Here is a 19528-nt window from a genome sequence, read left to right on the forward strand (position 1 = left end):
TGCCGGGGGGCGGGGTGCCGCTGCGCGGGGGCCTTGTCCCCACCCCGCCCCTTCCCGCTGCATCCGATGTGCGGCTCCGCCGCGTGGCGGGGGCAAGCCCCCGGGCCCCCGGTTCCGCGCTTCGACCGGGGTCCGGGGCGGAGCCCCGGTTCGGGAAGGGGCGGGGTGGGGAAAAGGCCCGCCGCAGGCGCACCCCTCACCCGCCCCCACCCGCCCCCGCCGCCGCACCCCGCGCGTAGTACTTGAGACGGACCCCGACAGATCCCCACCATTGAGGACGCCGCCCCCACCCACCGTTGCCTACCTTTGATGTCGTGACCGAGACCTACGACAACGGCCCCCGCACCGAACTGCGCATGGCGAAGACCGCCCTCCGCGGCATCCGCGAGGACCTCTTCCACGACGCGTTCGCCTTCCGGCCGCTGCCGCCCCTGCCCGCCGACCACAGGCTGGTCCGCAGGCTGCCGGGGCGTGCCCGGCACTACGGGCGGTGGTTCCCGCACGCCGTCCTGGTCGGGTTCACCGCCGTGGTCATGCTCGCGACGGTGGAGCGCCACGGCGGGCTGTTCGGGATCGTGGCGGCGCTGTTCGTCGGGGTGCCGATGGTGACGACGCTGTTCCGTCCGGTGGGCGCGTGGTGGCTGTCGGTCGGCAGTGTCATGTTCACGGGCGTCGTCCTCTCCGGTTCCGACATGGGGCTGTGGTCGCCCGGCGGCTTCTTCTCGCACCTCTTCGTGCTGCTGGTCGTGGCGCTGCGCACCCGACCGCGCGTGGCGGCCGAGATGCTGGCCCTGACCGGGGCCATGGGCCTCTTCCTTGCGTTCTTCATGCGCGGGATCGGCCCTTACGGCGGCAACTACTTCGTCGGCGATCTGTTCCAGATGCTGGTGATCTACGGGATGGTGCTCTTCGTCGTCCTCGCCATACGCGGGCTGCGCGAGAGCAAGCAGCAGGTCGTCGCCCAGGTCGCCGTCACCGAGGTCGAGCGCTCCCGCCGGACCGTGCTGGAGGAGCGCACCACCATCGCCCGCGAGCTGCACGACGTGGTCGCGCACCACATGTCCGTCGTGGCCATCCAGGCGGAGGCCGCGCCCTACCGGGTGCAGGACACCCCGCCGGAGCTCGCCGCCGCGTTCCAGACCATCCGCGAGAACGCCGTCGCCGCCCTGACCGAGCTGCGCCGGGTGCTCGGCGTCGTGCGGTCGGAGAACCCCGACGCCTTCGCCGACCCCGAGGCGCCGCAGCCCACCCTCGCCGCCCTCGACACGCTCTTCGACAACGTCCGCTCCGCCGGGCTGTCCGTCGAGCACGTCACCACGGGCGCCGTGCGGCCGCTGCCGCAGGGCGTGGAGCTGTCGGCCTACCGCATCGTCCAGGAGGCGCTCAGCAACGTGCTGCGGCACGCCCCCGGGGCCGAGGCCCGCGTCGAGCTCGGCTACGTCCTCGGCGGCCTCGGCCTGCGGATCGTCAACGGCCCGGCCAACCGCCTGGCCAAGCCCTCGCCGGGGGCCGGGCACGGCGTGCTCGGCATGCGCGAGCGCGTCGCCATGCTCGGCGGCGAGATGACGGCGGAGGCCACGCCCGAGGGCGGCTACGAGGTCACGGCCTTCATCCCGGTCACGGTGGACGAGGCGGCCGCCGCATGACCATCCGTGTGCTGATCGTGGACGACCAGATGATGGTCCGCGAGGGTTTCTCCGTCCTGCTCAACGCCATGCCGGACATCGAGGTCGTCGGCGAGGCCGTGGACGGCCGGCAGGCCGTCGAGCAGGTGGCGGCGCTGCGGCCCGACGTCGTCCTCATGGACATCCGGATGCCGGTGCTCAACGGCCTGGAGGCGACCCGCGAGATCGTCGCCGCCGACGCCGAGGCGAAGGTCCTCGTCCTGACCACCTTCGATCTCGACGAGTACGTCTACCAAGCCCTGCGGGCCGGGGCCAGCGGCTTCCTGCTCAAGGACGCGTCCGCACAGCAGCTCGCCGACGGCGTGCGCGTCGTGGCCTCGGGGGAGGCGCTGCTCGCCCCCACGGTCACCAAGCGCCTGATCCTGGAGTTCTCCCGGCTGGGCGCGCCCAAGCCGCCCACGCAGGAGCGGATCGGCGACCTTACGGAGCGCGAGACGGAGGTCCTGGTCCTCGTCGCCCAGGGCCGCTCCAACTCCGAGATCGCGACGCATCTGGTGGTGGCGGAGTCCACGGTCAAGACGCACGTCAGCCGCATCCTGGTGAAGCTGGGCCTGCGCGACCGCACGCAGGCGGCGGTCTTCGCGTACGAGGCGGGCCTGATCACACCGGGCGGCTGAGAGAACAGCCTGTCCGGCGTTCGAGGACACCGCGCGGAGCGGAAGGGGTCCGGGGCGGAACCCCGGTCACGGGAAGGGGCGGGGGAAAGGCCCCGCGCGGCGGAACCGCCCGCCCGCACCCGCGCCCACCCCGCCGTACCCCACCCCGCTCAAACCCTCGGCAGCACCAGCCGCCAAGCCCCCTCCACCACCGTCCACGTCCGCGTGCGGAACGGCCCCGCCGCCACGTTGTCCGCCCGGTAGCGGAAGCCCGGCCCCGAGACCGTGACGCGGCGCGCCCGCGTCCGCAGCGGCCGTTCTCCCGCGTGCGTGTGGATCACGACCTCCGCGAAGCCGTCCACGGTGGAGACGGCGACCCGCGCGACCGGCCGGTCCAGGTCGGCGAGCAGCACGCCGTCGGCCTCCACCCGCAGCCGGGTGCACGAGGGGAGCGAGGGGTGGCGCGCGGCCGGGCCGGTGAGCAGGGTCAGCGCCGAGCGCGCCGTACGGGCGGCGGGGGACCACCACGGCCGGTCCGGGCCTGTGACTCCCGTCACCTCGGAGGCCGCCTCCGCGGTCAGCTCCGCGGCCGTCTCCGCCGTGAGCTCCGCCGTCACCTCGGCACCGGCGCCGAGCCCGGCGGTCTCCGCGAGCCCGGCGACCCGCGAGGCCTCGGCGAGGCCGCCGGACCCGCCTCCCGGCGCACCGCCGGCGTCGCCCTCGGCAACGGCGTCCGCCGTCCCCCGGGCGGGCCCCGGCACGGCCACGTCCGACCCGTTCGGCCTAATCGTCTCGTTCGTCTCGAAGGGCGGCGCCGCCCGGTCCAGGCCACCCGTGCCGGGGATCCACAGACCGCCCAGCACCACGCCGTCGCCGTCGTCCACCAAGGCGTCCAGACGCCGCTCCGTGCCGTCCAGGACGGCCCGCGCCGCCGCGACCGACCCCAGGGGCACCCCGAGCGTGCGGGCCAGCGAGACGGCCGGCAGGGCGCCGATGGGCACGAGCGACACCGGCACCTCCGGCAGCTCGCGGCGGCGGTGCAGCACCCTCACGGCGTGCAGCAGGGCCCGGTCGTCGCCGATGACCACGGGGCGCCGGCGGCCGCGCCGGGCCAGTGCGCGCTCGACGTCCTCGGGGCCTTCCGGGAGGCATATCTTCGCCACCGCGCCGCCGCAGAGGACGTCCTTCGCGATCCGCACGGACTCGCCGTCCACGCGTCGGGCGACCGGGTCGATGACCACGAGCAGAGCCTGCTCTGTGGAGTCTGGAGCCGACACCTCGGTCCTTCCTCAGGTGCTGTTTTTCCCGGGGGACGGCCCCGGGCTCCCCGGCCGTGCCGAGGGGCCCCGGGTCTTTCTGTTCGTCCCCCGAGCGAAATATTCGGTAATCTCTCGGTGCAAGAGCCCCTGTCGCTGTTGCGCCAGGGGCTTCGTCTATCCGGGGCACGGGTTCGACGGCTCTAGCGGTGGTGTACGCCGTGAGCACGCGAGGTGACGCCACCACGCACGTTGGACATGCCCCGCCCGGAAGGGGTGTACGCCTGTGCCCGCACTTGTGCTGCTCGGTGCTCAGTGGGGTGATGAGGGCAAGGGAAAGGCCACCGACCTCCTCGGTGGATCCGTGGACTATGTGGTGCGCTACCAAGGTGGCAACAACGCCGGCCACACGGTGGTCGTCGGCGACCAGAAATACGCGCTGCATCTCCTCCCTTCCGGAATCCTCTCGCCGGGGTGCACCCCGGTGATCGGTAACGGAGTCGTCGTCGACCCGGCGGTCCTGCTCTCCGAGCTGAGCGGACTCAACGAGCGCGGCGTCGACACGTCCAAGCTGCTGCTCAGCGGTAACGCGCACCTGATCACGCCGTACCACACCACGGTCGACAAGGTGACGGAACGCTTCCTCGGCAAGCGGAAGATCGGCACCACCGGTCGCGGCATCGGCCCGACCTACGCCGACAAGATCAACCGCGTGGGCATCCGCGTCCAGGACCTCTACGACGAGTCGATCCTGGAGCAGAAGGTCGAGGCCGCTCTCGACTTCAAGAACCAGATCCTGGCGAAGCTCTACAACCGCCGCGCCATCGAGTCCGGCAAGATCGTCGAGGAGCTGCTCACCTACGCGGAGCAGATCAAGCCGTACGTGGCCGACACGACGCTGATCCTCAACAACGCCATCGACGAGGGCAAGGTCGTCCTCTTCGAGGGCGGCCAGGGCACGCTGCTCGACGTCGACCACGGCACGTACCCCTTCGTCACCTCGTCCAACCCGACCGCGGGCGGCGCCTGCACGGGTGCCGGCGTCGGTCCGACGAAGATCAACCGGGTCATCGGCATCCTCAAGGCGTACACGACCCGCGTCGGCGCCGGCCCGTTCCCGACCGAGCTGTTCGACAAGGACGGCGAGGCGCTGCGGACCATCGGTGGCGAGCGCGGTGTGACCACCGGCCGTGACCGCCGCTGCGGCTGGTTCGACGCCGTCATCGCCCGCTACGCGACCCGCGTCAACGGCCTGACGGACTTCTTCCTCACCAAGCTCGACGTGCTCACCGGCTGGGAGCAGATCCCGGTCTGCGTCGCCTACGAGATCGACGGCAAGCGCGTCGAGGAGCTGCCCTACAGCCAGAGCGACTTCCACCACGCGAAGCCGATCTACGAGATGCTGCCGGGCTGGTCCGAGGACATCACCAAGGCCAAGACCTTCGCCGACCTGCCGAAGAACGCGCAGGCCTACGTGAAGGCGCTGGAGGAGATGTCCGGCGCGCCGATCTCCGCGATCGGCGTCGGCCCGGGCCGTACCGAGACGATCGAGATCAACTCCTTCCTCTCGTAAGGCCAGGACCCCAGGTACCGCCGCCCCTCCGGGGGCGCCGCGCACCCGACACGCCCCGGTGGCTCCCGCCACCGGGGCGTCGTGCGTTTCAGGAAGGGCTCCGTCAGCCGGTCCTGCGGTAGACCAGCGACGCGTCCTTCGTGCCCGAGTCGGCGAAGTCGCGCCGCATCCGGCCGTCCGGGAGCATCACCAGGTCGGAGGCGGAACCGGGCTGGCAGGCGGAGGTGGGACGGGCCTGGGTGACGCTGGAGGGCCCCAGGCTCAGGGACGTCGTGCCGCCGCTGTCGCCGGACGCGGTCGCGTGCCACCGGCAGGTGTAGGAGGTGCCGTCGTCGAGGGTGCCGCTCCCCTGGATGGTGACGTCGGCGGCCGGGCCGCGCGAAATGGTGATGATCCGGTTGTTGGCCCCGGAGCCGCTGTCGAAGCTGGTCTGCCAGGTGCCGGCGAATCCCTGCGGCACGGGCCCGGCGGCCGGGGTGCTCGGCCCGCTCGTACCGGCCGGCGGTGTGGCGGCGCGCGGAGTGGCCTGGCCCGGCCCGGCCGGGTTCCGCGGTGCGGAGGCGGACGGCGAGGCGCTCTCGCGCGCGTCGTCCTTCCCGGTGCCCTGCTTGAGGAGGAAGACCGTCGCGCCGCCCGCGATCAGTCCGCCCGCCACCACCGCGGCCAGTACGACCGGGCCCGGGAGCGGCCGCGGGGCGCGGGGACGTACGGGCCGACGGTCTGGGTGCCGGTGCCGTAAGGGTTGTTGCCGTACGGGCCGGCGTGCGGGTAGCCGTAAGGCGGCGGCGCGGGCTGCGGCATCGGCTGTGCCACCGGCTGGGGGCCCATGGGGCGGCCCGCGGTGACGGTGGGCGGGTCCTGGCGGCCGATGAGCGTCGGCTCCGGCAGCGGCTCGTGGACCGGCGGCGGCGCGGGCGGGGCCGCGGCCGCCGCGCCGGCTATCGCGGTGGGCGGGTGCTCGGGCGGCGGCGGGCCGGGGCGGGCGGCGGGCTCCTCGACGTCCAGCAGCTGCACGGCCTGCCGGCCGAGCCGCGCGACCAGGCCGCCGGGCAGCCAGGGCTCGGCGGACCGCGCGTCCGCCGGCGTCCCCTCGCCCTCGCCGCCGGCCTCGTCCGCGCGCGCCAGGATCTCCGCGGGGGACGGGCGCTCCTCCGGGTCCTTGGCCAGGCACGCCTCGATCAGCGGCAGCAGCGGGGCGGGGATCCCGGTGAGGTCCGGCTCCTCCTCCGCGATGCGGTACATCAGCGCGTGGACGCCGCTGTCGGCCGTGCCGAAGGGCATCCGGCCGGTGGCCGCGTACGCCAGCACCGAGCCGAGGCAGAAGACGTCGCTCGCCGGCGTCACCCGGGCGCCGCGCACCTGCTCGGGCGACATGAAGCCGGGCGAGCCGACGGCCGCGCCGGTGCGGGTGAGGCCGCCGTCGGTGACGGTCTCCAGGGCGCGGGCGATGCCGAAGTCGATGACGCGCGGGCCGTCCAGGGTGATCAGGACGTTGGACGGCTTGAGGTCGCGGTGGACGACGCCCGCGGCGTGGATGGCCTGGAGGGCGCGCGCGAGGCCCGCGGCGAGGATGCGCACGGACCGCTCGGGCAGCGGCCCGAAGTCCTGGTCCACGACCTGCCGCAGGGCGGGGCCGGCGATGTAACCGGTGGCGACCCAGGGGACGTCGGCCTCGGTGTCCGCGTCGAGCACCGGGGCGGTCCACTCGCCGCCCACCTGCCGGGCCGCGCGCACCTCCGCGCGGAAGCGCCGCCTGAACTCCTCCTGGCCGGCCAGCTCCTGGTGGACCAGCTTGACCGCCACCGTGCGGCCCCGGTCCGAGCGGGCCAGGTAGACGCGGCCCATGCCGCCCGCGCCGAGCCGTCCCAGCAGTCGGTACGCGCCCAGTACGCGCGGATCGTCGGACCTCAGGCCCTCGAGATTTCCCATGGCACCCGTCTCCTCCCCCGTGTCCCCCGTGTGTTCTCCGCCGGAGAATAGCGGGGCAGCAAACGGCCGGAGCCCCGCACCTTGAAAGTACGGGGCCCCGGCTCGCTGTTGAACCCTCGGGGAAGGGTCAGGCGGGAACGATGTTCTCCGCCTGGGGGCCCTTCTGGCCCTGGGTCACGTCGAAGGAGACCTTCTGGCCCTCCTGGAGCTCACGGAAGCCCTGCGTCGCGATGTTCGAGTAGTGGGCGAAGACGTCGGCGCCGCCACCGTCCTGCTCGATGAATCCGAATCCCTTTTCGGAGTTGAACCACTTCACGGTGCCGGTAGCCAAGACGATCTCCTATGAGAGCTGTGCACAATCCGCACGGCGCGGAATAATGCAACGGCGCCCGAGGTCACAGACCGTCAGGGCGCCGAGATGAAATAGGTTCAGAACTGCAACGCGAAAATGACCGTAGCACGCGGCCTGTGCCATCGGTGGATTTCGCGGCCGGGAAATTCGCGGGCGTGCCGCCACCGTACCGTGCCCGTTCCCGGGTCCGGCCCCCGGTCCGATCCCGGTCCGATCCGCCCCCGGGCGCGGCCCGTTGCCCCGACCGCCCGGCACTGTGTCCGTGGGCGGGGCGCGCGTCGGGACACAGTGCCTGTTCCGGTGCCCGGAGGCGCTCCCTACGCTGGCCGTGTCCGCGCTTCCTCCCGCCACGCGATCCGAGGTCACGCCGTTGAACACGCAGCCAGACCCCCGCACCAAGGCCGCCGTCAAGGCCGCCGACCGGGCGCACGTCTTCCACTCCTGGTCCGCGCAGGGCCTCATCGACCCGCTGGCCGTCGCCGGGGCCGAGGGCTCGTACTTCTGGGACTACGACGGCAATCGCTACCTCGATTTCTCCTCCCAGCTCGTCAACACGAACATCGGTCACCAGCACCCCAAAGTGGTCGCCGCGGTGCGGGAGCAGGCGGCGAAGCTGTGCACGATCGCGCCGGGCTTCGCGGTGGACGTGCGGTCGGAGGCGGCCCGGCTGATCGCGGGGCGCACGCCGGGCGACCTCGACAAGATCTTCTTCACCAACGGCGGCGCCGAGGCGGTCGAGAACGCCGTGCGCATGGCGCGGCTGCACACCGGCCGTGCCAAGGTGCTGAGCGCCTACCGCTCGTACCACGGGGCGACGGCCGCGGCGATCAACCTCACCGGTGACCCGCGCCGTTGGCCCTCCGACACGGCCTCGGCGGGCGTCGTGCATTTCTGGGCGCCGTTCCTCTACCGCTCGCCGTTCCACGCGGAGACGGAGGAGCAGGAGTGCGCGCGCGCCCTGCGCCACCTTGAGGACACCATCGTCTTCGAGGGGCCGGGGACCGTCGCCGCGATCGTCCTGGAGACCGTCCCCGGCACCGCCGGGATCATGGTGCCGCCGGCCGGTTACCTCGCCGGCGTCCGGGAGATCTGCGACCGCCACGGCATCGTCTTCGTCCTGGACGAGGTCATGGCCGGTTTCGGGCGTACGGGCCGCTGGTTCGCCGCCGACCACTGGGACGTCACGCCCGACCTGCTGACCTTCGCCAAGGGCGTCAACTCCGGCTATGTGCCGCTCGGCGGCGTCGCGATCTCCGCGGAGATCGCCGCCACCTTCGACGAGCGGCCGTACCCCGGCGGCCTCACCTACTCCGGCCACCCGCTCGCCTGCGCCTCCGCCGTGGCGACGATCGAGGCGATGGCCGAGGAGGGCATCGTGGAGAACGCCGCGCGGATCGGCGAGGACGTCCTCGGGCCCGGTCTGCGCGAGCTCGCCGAGCGCCACCCGAGCGTGGGCGAGGTGCGCGGGCTCGGCGTCTTCTGGGCGGTGGAGCTGGTCAAGGACCGCGCCACCCGGGAGCCGCTGGTCCCGTACAACGCGTCGGGCGAGGCCAATGCCCCGATGGCGGCCTTCACCGCCGCCTGCAAGAAGTCCGGTCTGTGGCCTTTCGTGAACATGAACCGGATGCATGTGGTGCCGCCGTGCACGGTTTCCGAGGACGAGGCGCGGCAGGGCCTGGCCCTGCTCGACGAGGCGCTCACGGCGGCCGACGCGCACACCGTCTGACGCGCTCGGGGTACCGTACGTCCTTCCCGCGCGCACGCCCGTACGCTCCGCGACGGCCCTCGCCTATCTTGTTGCGAGGGCCGTTCGCATGCGGGCGCACGGTCACGGAAGGGGAGACGGACACGATGCCCGGCAGCGAGGCGGTCAGACGGACGACGCTGCGTTCGCAGATCGCCGACGCCCTGCGCGACGAGGTGATCGCCGGACGGCTCCCCGCGGGGCGCCAGTTCACGGTCAAGGAGATCGCCGAGCAGTACGGCGTCTCCGCGACGCCCGTGCGCGAGGCGCTGCTCGACCTCTGCTCCCAGGGGCTGCTCGACGTGGAGCTGCACAAGAGCTACCGCGTCCGCGCGTTCTCCTACGCCGACTTCCGCGACATGGTCGAGGCCCGCGCCCTGATCGTCGAGGGCATCTTCCGGCTGCCCCACAGCCTCAAGGGCACGACGGGCGCCCCGCTCGCCGAGCACACCCTGAACGCCGTGCCGCCCGCCGCCCTGGCGTCCGTGCGGCGCCGGGCCGAGGAGGCCGCGCGGGCCGCGGAGGCGGGGGACCTGGACATCCTGATCGGCTACGACCTGCGCTTCTGGCGCGAACTGGCGGGCCTGGTAGGCAATCCGTACATATCGGATTTCCTGGACCGGGTCCGGGTGCAGAGCTGGATCTTCACCGTGCCGCTGCTGCGCCGGCTGCCGACGCTGCGCGGGCGGCTGTGGCACGGTCACGCCGAGCTGGTCGAGGCGGTGGCGGCGCGCGACGCGCTCACCGCCGAACGGATCATTGCTGCCTACAACGAACATTCTCTGGCATTGATCGCGAGCGTGACCGAATAGGGTCGAAGCTTCATATGTTCATCGGTTGATGTGATGAATTCCGGAAAAGCGACGCCGTCACGCAACCAGTAGTTTGATTGAGAGCGTCCACAGCTCGTGACGTCACCTTCCAGCCAGTCCTCGCTCCCGTCCGCCCGCCCGCCGGAACCTGGCGGTCCGGTGTCGGACGACCGGACGCGGATCGATCTGACGGTCGTCATTCCGGCCTACGACGAGGAGGACCGGCTCGCCCCGACGCTGGCCGCCGTCCGGTCCCACCTCACCACCCTGCGGTCCCCCACGGGCGCTCCCGCCGCCTGGGAGCTGATCGTCGTCGACGACGGCTCCACGGACGCCACCGCCGAGATCGCCGAGGCCGCCGCCGCCACCGACCCGCGCGTCCGGCTGCTGCGCACCCCCGCCAACCGGGGCAAGGGCCACGCCGTGCGCACCGGCGTCCTCGCCTCGCGCGGCGCGCGCGTCCTGGTCACCGACGCCGACCTGGCCACCCCCGTCGAGGAGCTCGACCTCCTCGACCGCAGGCTCGACGAGGGCGCTGCCGCGGCCGTCGGCTCCCGCGCGCTGCCCGGTTCCCGCATCGCCGTCCGCCAGCACGCCCTGCGCGAGCTCATGGGCAGGCTCGGCGCCCGCCTGATACGCGCCACCGCGGTGCCCGGCATACGGGACACCCAGTGCGGCTTCAAGCTCTTCGACGGCGACAAGGTCCGCACCGCCTTCGGGAGCTCCCGGCTGGACGGCTGGAGCTTCGACGCCGAGATCCTGCGCTTCTTCCACCAGGAGGGCTGGGAGATCGCCGAGGTGCCCGTCCGCTGGTCCCACCAGCCCGGTTCCAAGGTCCGCCCGCGCGCCTACCTCGGCGCCCTCGCCGACCTCGCCCGCATCCGCTGGCGCGCCACGGACCCCGTCCGGCTCGCGATACCCGCGCTCTTCCTGCTCGTCGCCGCCGTGCTCTACGCCGGCCTGTGGGCCTCGCCCGGCGGCCGCTACCTCGCCGACTCCGGCTCCGACCAGACGCAGTGGGAGTGGTTCTTCGCGGTCGCCGCGGACAACGTCGCCCACCTGCGCAACCCGCTCTTCACGGAGCTCCAGAACGCCCCGCTCGGTGTGAACCTCATGGCGAACACCTCCATGCTCGGGCTGTCCGTCCCGCTCGCGCCGGTCACCCTGGCCCTCGGCGCCCACGTCACCTGGGCGCTGGTGCTCACCGGCGGTCTGGCCGCGACCGCCGGCGCCTGGTACTGGCTGCTCGCCAAGCGCTTCGTACGCTCCCGGTGGGCCGCCGCGCTCGGCGGCGGGTTCTGCGCCTTCGCGCCGCCGATGATCTCGCACGGCAACGCCCACCCCAACTTCGCCGTCCTCTTCATGATCCCGGTGATCGTCGACCGGCTGCTGCGGCTCTGCGAGGACGACCGCACCCGGCGCGACGGGGTGCTCCTCGGCCTCTTCCTGGCCTACCAGATCTTCCTCGGCGAGGAAGCGCTGCTGCTGGCCGTCACCGGCCTCGCCCTCTACGCCCTCGCCCACGCCGTCGCCGACCCGGACCTCGCGCGGGCCGTCGCCCCACGGCTGCTGCGCGGCCTCGGCATCGCCGCGCTCGTCTCCGTGCCCCTGACGGCCGTCCCGCTCGCCTGGCAGTTCCTCGGCCCCCAGAGCTACGGCAGCGTCCTGCACGGGCAGGTCGGCAACCACCCGATGGCCTTCCTGGAGTTCGCCACCCGGTCACTGGCGGGCGACCAGTCCGTCGCCGCCTCCCTCTCCCTCAACCGGACCGAGGAGAACGCCTTCTTCGGCTGGCCCCTCGTCGTCCTTACGGTCGCGATCGCCGTCCGCCTGCGCGCCGAACCGAGGGTCCGCGCCCTCGCCTTCACCGCGGCCGCGGCGGCCCTCCTCTCGCTCGGACAGAACATCCCGCTGCCCGGCACGGACCGGACGCTGCCCGGCCCCTGGCGGCTCGTCGCCAAGCTGCCCGTCTTCGAGTCCGTCATCGAATCGCGCGCGGCCATGGTCTGCGTGCCCGCCGTCGGCATCCTCCTCGCCCTCGCCTGTGACCGGCTCGCCGTGCGCAGGCTCCGCGGCGAACGCGAGCGCTCCCACCGCCTGCTGGGCTGGGCGGCCCTCGCCGTGGCACTCCTGCCCGTCCTCCCCACCCCGTACCGGACCGTCGAGCGCGAGCCGGTGCCCGACTTCGTCGCGGACGGCACCTGGCGCGAGCACGTACGCCCCGGCCGCACCCTGGTCCCCGTCCCCGTGCCGAGCCCCTCCGACACCGCCGCCCTCCACTGGCAGACCCGGACCGGCCTCGGCTTCGCCATCCCCGGCGGCTACTTCAACGGCCCCTGGGGACCGGACCGCGTCGGCGTCTACGGAGCCGTGCCGCGCCCCACCTCCGCCCTCCTCCAGGACGTCCACGACACCGGCAGGATCCCCGCCATCGGCCCCCAGCAGCGCCGCGAGTTCCGTATGGACCTCCGGTACTGGCGCGCCGACAGCCTGGTCCTCGACCCCCGGCAGAACGCCGCGCAACTGCGCGAGGCCGTCACCCGGCTCTCCGGACGGCAGCCGGAACGCCTCGGCGGGCTGTGGGTCTGGGACCTCGCGCGTGGCTGACGCCCGCCCGGTATGACAACAGGGCCGACGGCACTACTCTGGCCCGACCATCGCACTCAACGCGACCGAGAGTGAGTTCACGTGGCCTGTGACCTCTGGCTGGTGCCCCTCGTCGATGTGCTGTGCCACAGCCCGGACAACCCCTTCGCCGAAGAGATCGCCTCGTACGACAAGGCGCTCGGCGAGGCCGGGCTGCCCCCCGTCCCCGTCTTCGGCTACATGCCGGGGCTCTCCGGGGACGTGGCCCCGGTCGCGGGCTTCGACTACGACGCCCTGCACTTCCTGCGCCGCGCCCACCTGCTGAACCTGTGCGGCCTCGCGGTCACACCGGTCGACGAACTCGGCGGGGACTACGAGCAGTTGCTGGAGATGTTCGAGACCACGGCCCAGCAGTCGCACCTGGTCTGGCACTACGACCACGCGGGCGCGTACGTACCGGTGGACTTCGCGCACCCGCTGGCCAGCGAGGAACTCCTCGAAGGCGGCGGGCCCCTGGGCTCCAGCCAGGGACTGCTGCGCGAACTCCACCACGTGGCGCCGGTCCTGGGCATCGACCCCGGCAACCCGCCCGCGCCGCCGGCCGCGCCGGACCGCCCCACGGGCCTGGAGGAGCCCGCGGCGCCCGGCCCGTACGACGACAGCCCGTTCGCGCGGGAGCGGCACGTATGGCTGGGACTGCACGCCGCCGCGACGCGCAGCCTCGGTCAGGGATCGATGATCGTCTTCAGCTGACCCGACGGACGGTCCTGGTCCTGACCGGCCGGTGAACGGTCGCGGGCCGCCCCGCGTGACGATTCAGCGGGGCGGCTCCGGGGGACGCTGCCGGGGCATGTTGGGCCGGGTGCCCGGCGGCAGCGGGAAGCGCGGCAGCGGGCCGCCGCCCTCCCCGCGCGGCCCCCACGACACCAGCGACTGCGTGACCAAGGGCGTCGGCCCCGCCCGGAATTCGATCATCCAGTCCGCGGTCTCCGCCCTCACGAGCTCCGAGACGTCCTCGGAGAAGCGCCGCAGCACGCTCAGGCACCGCTCCGCGGCCTCGCTCGCCGTGCCCTCGGTCGGGCCCAGCACCTCGCGCACACACTCCGACGCCCAGTCGAACTGGAGCGCCTCCAGCCGCCGCTGCACGGCCTGGGCCGTCGCCACGGCCCGCATCCATCCCGACGTCAGCCCGAAGAAGCGGTCGCACGCGACGCACGCCACCGCCCCGAGCAGCACCAGGAACCCCCACGCCGAACCGGTGCGGACGATGCCCGTCAGCTGCAACAGCGGCAGCGCGGCGCCCGCCACGGCGCAGACCGCGGCGCCGATGCGCAGCGCGCGCGCCCAGCGGCGTTTCCAGGCGCGGTCCGCGAGATACCAGTCGACCAAATACAGCGCGCCGTTCTCCACCCATCGGTACAGCTCATCGAGACGCTCCGCGGGCTCCCCCCAGTCGCCGAGCGGGAAGGTCCGGCCGCGCAGGTCGCCACGGTGCCTCCCACTCTGCTCGCGGGGGAGCCCTTCGGGCTGCATCTCCGGCTGGCTCACCCGTGCACTCCCTCTGCCGCTGCGGATCGCGAGCCACCTTCCTACCGCCGAACGGTCGGTCTTGGGGACAAGATCCATGGTTTTCCGCCCGTAAGCGCTGAGGAATCCGGTATAGGGCCGCCCGGCACTCACCCGAAAGAGTGGGGCACGTGGGTGACGGCGGAGACGGAGAGTGACCGGCCCTGGGAATCGATCAGTCGACGAGGCAATAGGGTGACCGGTGTGAAGGTCCTCGTCATCGGCGGCGGCGCCCGCGAACACGCCCTGTGCCGCTCACTGTCCCTCGATCCCGACGTCACCGCGCTGCACTGCGCCCCCGGAAACGCGGGGATCGCGGAGGTCGCCGAGGTGCATCCGGTGGACGCCCTCGACGGTGCGGCCGTCGTGGCCCTCGCCGAAGCGCTGGGCGCGGAGCTCGTCGTCGTCGGCCCGGAGGCCCCGCTCGTCGCGGGCGTCGCCGACGCCGTCCGCGAGCGCGGCATCCCCGTCTTCGGGCCCTCGGCCGAAGCGGCGCGGCTGGAAGGCTCCAAGGCGTTCGCCAAGGACGTCATGGCCGCCGCGAACGTCCCCACCGCCCGCGCCTACGTCTGCACCACCCCGGAGGAGATCGACGCGGCGCTCGACGCCTTCGGCGCTCCTTACGTCGTGAAGGACGACGGGCTGGCCGCCGGCAAGGGCGTCGTCGTGACCGGCGACCTCGCCGCCGCCCGCGAGCACGCGCTCGCCTGCGGCCGGGTCGTCATCGAGGAGTTCCTCGACGGTCCCGAGGTCTCCCTCTTCGCGGTCACCGACGGTGAGACGGTCGTCCCGCTCCAGCCCGCCCAGGACTTCAAGCGCGCCCTCGACGGCGACGAGGGTCCGAACACCGGCGGCATGGGCGCGTACTCCCCGCTCCCGTGGGCCGACCCCAAGCTGGTCGAGGAGGTCCTCCAGAGCGTCCTCCAGCCCACCGTCGACGAGCTGCGCCGCCGGGGCACGCCCTTCTCCGGCCTGCTCTACGCCGGGCTCGCGATCACCTCGCGCGGCGTCCGGGTGATCGAGTTCAACGCGCGCTTCGGCGACCCGGAGACGCAGGTCGTGCTCGCCCGCCTGAAGACGCCGCTGGCCGGGCTGCTGCACGCCGCCGCGACCGGCACCCTCGCCACGTTCCCGCCGCTGCGCTGGAGCGACGGCGCCGCCGTCACCGTGGTGGTCGCCTCGCACAACTACCCCGGTACCCCGCGCACCGGTGATGTGATCGAGGGCCTGCCGGCGGTGGACGCGCTGGACGAGGCCTATGTCCTGCACGCCGGGACCGCCCACGACGCCGAGGGCCGGGTCGTCAGCGCCGGCGGCCGGGTGCTGTCCGTCACGGCGACGGGCCCCGACCTCGCCACGGCGCGGGAGCGCGCCTACGAGGGCGTCGCCCTCGTCCGGCTGGACGGTTCCCACCACCGCACCGACATCGCCGAGCGGGCCGCGGCCGCCGCCGCGCGCCCCTGACCTCGGGGCATCTTCCGTCGCGCGCAACCGGCCCGTACCGCCTCGGTACGGGCCGGTTGTCGGATCCGCTGAGGTGTGCCGGGGCCCGGGGCCGGGAAGGGTGGCCGCGAAGGCCCACTTGCCAGCCGGCTGACCGGTGGAGCAGTCTGTCCGGCGGTTTCCGGGCGGCTTTACCCAAAGCCATTCCATCGGGTGACCGGTTGTCCAACTGGCTGACGCGCGCCCCACCCCCAACTAGGGTGCGGCGCAAGCCAGGTGCCGCGCGTCCGGCAACTGGCCCACCGGCATTGCGATGTCAGAGGCCGGTGCCACAGTGGGGGAAGGGCAACGCAGCGGGCGTTGCTCCCGCTGTCGCACTCCTCGGCGGAGCACCAACTGGCAAGGGGGTGATCGGTCCCGTGGCAGGTCCAGAGACAGGCGTGCTGATCGCGCGTGCTCAAGCCCTCGCGGTGCTGCGCATCCGCAGCGTCGCGCTGGCCGTCGCCCTGCTGCCGGCGGCCGCCGCCGTCGTGCTGCTGGCCGGCGTCTCCATGGGGCGCATCCCGGACGGCGGCGGCTGGAGCACGGCCCGCTGGGCCGTCACCGGCGCCGCCCTGCTGGCCCTGGCGCTGGCCGCGGCGGTCACCGCCGTGGTCGTCCGGGCCCGGCCCGCCCAGAGCCCCACGGTCCCGATCCCCGAGGAGACGGCCCCCGACCTCTACCGCCTCGTCCGCGAGCTGGCCGACCGGCTGGGCGTCCCCGCGCCCTCCGCCATGGCCCTCACGCCCGACTGCGACAGCTGGCTGGAGGACCGTACGCACCCGGCGCACGGCCCGCGGCGCCGCCCGCGCGCCGGGCTGCCCCGGCCGCGGCGCCGCAGCGGCGCGGCCCCGGTGCTGGTGATCGGCTCCCCGTTCCTGTGGTGGATGCGGGTGGCCGAGCTCCGTGCGCTGCTGGCGCCCGTCGTCGCGGGCACGGGCCCGTCCGCCAACCCCGACATAGCGGCGGCCCGCCGCTTCGTCCGGGGCCTGGACGCCGCCGTGGCCGTCGCCGCGGGGCGGCCGGCCCTCGCGTTCGTCGGGGGCGTCGCCCGGCTGCTGCTGCACTCCTGCCGCGACCACGCCGCCCGGATGGAGCGCGGGGTGGCCGCGGCCGCCTCCGAGCGCGCCCAGGGCGTCGACTACGGCCTGCGGATCGTCGCCCAGGAACAGGTCGGCCTCGCCTACGCCGGCTGGGACCGCCTGCTGAACCGCGTCGCGCTGCCCGCCTGGCGGATGGGCCGCTGGCCCTCCCGGCTGGACGCCGGCGTCGTCTCGGCGCTCACCGAGCTGTCCCGGCGCGACCGCCTCGCCGAGGGCTTCACCTCCCGGCTGGGCGAGCGGCCCGCCTGCGATCTGCTGGAGGAGCCCGGCGCGATCGACGAGGCGGCCTCCCTGCTGGCCGCCAGGCTGTTCCACGGCGGCCCGGCCGAGTCCGGCCCCGACTGGTCCCCGGTCGCCTGGAGCCAGTACCCCGAGGAGGTCGTGGACCGTAAATGGCGGCTGGAGGCGGCCCGCCTGCACCGCGTCCTGGACGACATCCCGGCGCCCCTCGCCCCCGCCCTCGCGGAAGCCGTCCCCGAGGGCGTCCCGGACGCCGGCGGCCTGCCCGGAGGAGCGGCGGGCGGTGCTCCGGGGACAGGGCCCGGCGTGGCGGCCGTGCCCACCGCGCTCGGCGCCGCTCCGGGCGCGGCCCCGACCGTGGCCCGCGTCCTGGAGCGCCTCACCGGTCCCGCGGCCCCCGGTGTGGCGGAGGAGCTGGAGGCCCGGCTCACCGCGGAGGTGGCCCGGGAGGCCGCCCGGGTGCGGCCCGCGGCGGACCGGGGCCCGTTCGGCGCCGCCGGTGACGCCTGGGTCGACGGGCTCGCCCCGCTGTTCCCGCTGCAACCCCCGCGCAGCGGCAGGGAGCTGCTCACCGACCATGTGACGGCCATGGTGTGCTGCGCCGCCGTCGACACCGCCGGCGCCGCGCCCGGCCTGGACTGGCTGGACGGCCCCGCGCTGCTGGTCGGCGGCGCCCGCCGCGCCGACCTGGCCCGTACGGTCCTCAGCCTGATCGAGGACGGCGACGGCGAGCCGCTGCGCGCCTGGCTCGGCGAGATCGGGGTCCGCCCCGAGAAGCCGGTCCGTCTGGTGTGAGGCCGGTACGGGCGCGGCCCCCGGGCCCGCGCCCGTCGCCGCGCCGAGCCGCCGACCGAGCAGGGACCGAGCAAGGGACCGACCCGCGACCGAGCAGGCACCGACCCGGACAGGCCGGGCCCGGAACCGGCACCGCACCACCGGCACCGACCAGTACGAGCACCGAGGCACCACCCGGACCGGCGCGACGCCGGGGACGACGAGCACCGGCCCGGGCGTCAGGACGAACATCCACGGAGACGAGTACGCGTCGGGGGGCGTAGGGGAGGGAGCGCAATGGGGATGGACCAGATCCGCCGCTGGGAGTCGGGGGCGCTCGCGCACGCCGTCTCGGACCCCTTCGGCCAGGGCCCCCTGCCCTGGCTGCGCGGCACCGAGAGCTACTTCGACGGCACGGGCCAGATCATCCCCTGGTACGTGGACCCGGCCCCGGAGCAGCCCCCGGAGCACGCGGGGTCCCGCGTCCCGGCCCCGCGCGGGCGCCGCCCCCGAACCGCCGACGACGTCCACCGGCAGATCAAGGGCTTCGCGTCCGACAGCGCCGTCGCCCCCGGCGAGGCCATGGACTTCCGGATCACGGTCGACCCGCCGCAGCAGTTCGGCGTGGACGTCTACCGCATCGGGCACTACGCGGGCGACGGCGCCGCGAAGATCACCACCAGCCCGCGGCTGTCCGGCATCGTCCAGCCGCCCCCGCTCACCGTCGACCGCACGGTCTCCTGCCACCACTGGTGGCTCTCCTGGCGGCTCCAGATCCCCAGCTACTGGAGTCTGGGCGCCTATGTGGCCGTCCTGACCACCGCCGACGGCTACCGCAGCCACATCCCCTTCCTGGTCCGCGACACCCATCCGGCCGATCTGCTGCTCGTCCTGCCCGACATCACCTGGCAGGCCTACAACCTCTACCCCGAGGACGGCCGCACGGGCGCGAGCCTCTACCACGCCTGGGACGAGGACGGCCGGCTGCTGGGCGAGGAGGGCGCGGCCACCACGGTCTCCTTCGACCGCCCCTTCGCGGGCGCGGGCCTGCCTCTGCACGTCGGCCACGCCTACGACTTCATCCGCTGGGCCGAGCGGTACGGCTACGACCTGGCCTACGCCGACACCCGTGACCTGCACGCCGGCCGCGTCGACCCGTCCCGCTACCGCGGCCTGGTCTTCCCCGGCCACGACGAGTACTGGTCGCCGGCCATGCGCCGCTCCGCCGAGCTGGCCCGGGACTCCGGCACATCGCTGGTGTTCCTGTCCGCGAACACCATGTACTGGCAGGTCGACCTGTCGCCCTCGCCGGCCGGGCCGGACCACCTGCTGACCTGCCGAAAACACCGCGGCCCCGGCCGCTCCGCGCTGTGGCGCGACGTCACGCCCGCCGAGCAGCAGCTGCTCGGCATCCAGTACGCGGGCCGGGTGCCCGAGCCCGCCCCGATGGTCGTCCGCAACGCCGGGCACTGGCTCTGGGACGCCACCGGCGCCGCCGAGGGCGACGAACTGCCCGGCCTGGTCGCGGGCGAGGCCGACCGCTACTACCCCCGGACGGCCCTGCCCGAGCACACCCGCCGCATCCTGCTGGCCCACTCCCCGTACGACGACAGCGAAGGCGTCAGACGCCACCAGGAGACCTCGCTCTACCGCGCGCCCAGCGGCGCCCTCGTCTTCGCCTCCGGCACCTTCGCCTGGTCGCCCGCCCTGGACCGGCCCGGCCACGCGGACGCCCGGATCCAGCGGGCCACCGCCAATCTGCTGGACCGCATCTGCAAGCGCTGCTGACCCTCGTCCGCGGCGCTCGCACACGTACGGCAGAATCGTGGT

General features: G+C 73.8%; 14 protein-coding genes and 1 pseudogene. 10 read left to right on the top strand and 5 right to left on the bottom strand.

Annotation, left to right across the window (positions count from 1 at the left end; translation table 11 throughout):
• Positions 1-356 precede the first annotated feature (356 nt).
• Together SMD11_RS17770 and SMD11_RS17775 are read left to right on the top strand one after the other, a co-directional pair.
• On the top strand, positions 357-1646 hold the full coding sequence (locus SMD11_RS17770) for a sensor histidine kinase (RefSeq protein ID WP_087930576.1): 1290 nt from the start codon (positions 357-359) through the stop codon (positions 1644-1646).
• The gene (locus SMD11_RS17775) at positions 1643-2302 is read left to right on the top strand and encodes a response regulator (protein WP_087927397.1); all 660 of its coding nucleotides are present in this window, start codon (positions 1643-1645) and stop codon (positions 2300-2302) included. The genes SMD11_RS17770 and SMD11_RS17775 overlap by 4 nt, the downstream gene beginning before the upstream one ends.
• Positions 2303-2451: 149 nt before the next feature.
• Here SMD11_RS17775 and SMD11_RS17780 read toward each other — a convergent pair whose 3' ends face one another.
• Entirely contained in the window at positions 2452-3558 is a 1107-nt protein-coding gene (locus SMD11_RS17780; RefSeq protein ID WP_087927398.1) for a hypothetical protein, read from the bottom strand.
• Positions 3559-3823: 265 nt separating this feature from the next.
• On the opposite strand from SMD11_RS17780, the gene SMD11_RS17785 reads away from it, so the two are divergent.
• Positions 3824-5110 (top strand): adenylosuccinate synthase, encoded by a 1287-nt coding sequence (locus SMD11_RS17785; RefSeq protein WP_087927399.1) that lies wholly within the window; start codon positions 3824-3826, stop codon positions 5108-5110.
• Between the two features lie 103 nt (positions 5111-5213).
• Here the strand turns inward: SMD11_RS17785 and SMD11_RS37080 are convergent, their stop codons facing one another.
• The 3 genes and pseudogenes from SMD11_RS37080 to SMD11_RS17795 form a co-directional block, all read right to left on the bottom strand.
• Positions 5214-5768 carry a hypothetical protein gene (locus SMD11_RS37080; RefSeq protein ID WP_107421962.1) on the bottom strand — a complete coding sequence of 185 codons (555 nt, stop codon included), beginning with the start codon at positions 5766-5768 and terminating at the stop codon, positions 5214-5216.
• A 74-nt stretch (positions 5769-5842) separates the two neighbouring features.
• Positions 5843-7039: pseudogene (locus tag SMD11_RS17790) on the bottom strand (serine/threonine-protein kinase); the annotation flags it as partial.
• Positions 7040-7166: 127 nt separating this feature from the next.
• The gene (locus tag SMD11_RS17795; RefSeq protein ID WP_015607926.1) at positions 7167-7370 is read right to left on the bottom strand and encodes a cold-shock protein; all 204 of its coding nucleotides are present in this window, start codon (positions 7368-7370) and stop codon (positions 7167-7169) included.
• 391 nt (positions 7371-7761) lie between these two features.
• On the opposite strand from SMD11_RS17795, the gene SMD11_RS17800 reads away from it, so the two are divergent.
• The 4 genes from SMD11_RS17800 (at position 7762) to SMD11_RS17815 (ending at position 13286) form a co-directional block, all read left to right on the top strand.
• Positions 7762-9117, top strand: a complete 1356-nt coding sequence (locus SMD11_RS17800; protein ID WP_087927400.1) for an aspartate aminotransferase family protein — start codon at positions 7762-7764, stop codon at positions 9115-9117.
• Positions 9118-9242: 125 nt separating this feature from the next.
• A complete protein-coding gene (locus tag SMD11_RS17805) occupies positions 9243-9947 on the top strand; it encodes a GntR family transcriptional regulator (protein WP_087927401.1) in 705 nt (234 codons plus the stop codon).
• Between the two features lie 159 nt (positions 9948-10106).
• Entirely contained in the window at positions 10107-12554 is a 2448-nt protein-coding gene (locus tag SMD11_RS17810; protein ID WP_087927402.1) for a dolichyl-phosphate beta-glucosyltransferase, read from the top strand.
• Between the two features lie 81 nt (positions 12555-12635).
• Entirely contained in the window at positions 12636-13286 is a 651-nt protein-coding gene (locus tag SMD11_RS17815) for a hypothetical protein (protein ID WP_087927403.1), read from the top strand.
• A 63-nt stretch (positions 13287-13349) separates the two neighbouring features.
• Here SMD11_RS17815 and SMD11_RS17820 read toward each other — a convergent pair whose 3' ends face one another.
• A complete protein-coding gene (locus SMD11_RS17820; protein ID WP_234366077.1) occupies positions 13350-14081 on the bottom strand; it encodes an SLATT domain-containing protein in 732 nt (243 codons plus the stop codon).
• Between the two features lie 222 nt (positions 14082-14303).
• Between SMD11_RS17820 and purD the strand changes: the two genes are divergently transcribed.
• From purD to SMD11_RS17835, 3 genes are all read left to right on the top strand, one after another.
• On the top strand, positions 14304-15563 hold the full coding sequence (gene purD / locus SMD11_RS17825; RefSeq protein ID WP_087930578.1) for a phosphoribosylamine--glycine ligase: 1260 nt from the start codon (positions 14304-14306) through the stop codon (positions 15561-15563).
• 389 nt (positions 15564-15952) lie between these two features.
• Positions 15953-17719, top strand: coding sequence for a hypothetical protein (locus SMD11_RS17830; RefSeq protein ID WP_234366414.1), 1767 nt, complete (start codon positions 15953-15955; stop codon positions 17717-17719).
• A gap of 276 nt (positions 17720-17995) precedes the next feature.
• Complete coding sequence (locus SMD11_RS17835) at positions 17996-19486, top strand: N,N-dimethylformamidase beta subunit family domain-containing protein (RefSeq protein WP_087927405.1); 1491 nt, start codon at positions 17996-17998, stop codon at positions 19484-19486.
• The last annotated feature ends 42 nt before the right edge of the window (positions 19487-19528 follow it).

The sequence above is a fragment of the Streptomyces albireticuli genome (assembly GCF_002192455.1).
Taxonomy (GTDB): domain Bacteria; phylum Actinomycetota; class Actinomycetes; order Streptomycetales; family Streptomycetaceae; genus Streptomyces; species Streptomyces albireticuli_B.

Coding starts and splice junctions, on each gene's coding strand:
- SMD11_RS17775 (WP_087927397.1), top strand. CDS start 1,643: ATGACCATCCGTGTGCTGATCGTGGACGACCAGATGATGGTCCGCGAG.
- SMD11_RS17835 (WP_087927405.1), top strand. CDS start 17,996: ATGGGGATGGACCAGATCCGCCGCTGGGAGTCGGGGGCGCTCGCGCAC.
- SMD11_RS17805 (WP_087927401.1), top strand. CDS start 9,243: ATGCCCGGCAGCGAGGCGGTCAGACGGACGACGCTGCGTTCGCAGATC.
- SMD11_RS17770 (WP_087930576.1), top strand. CDS start 357: ATGGCGAAGACCGCCCTCCGCGGCATCCGCGAGGACCTCTTCCACGAC.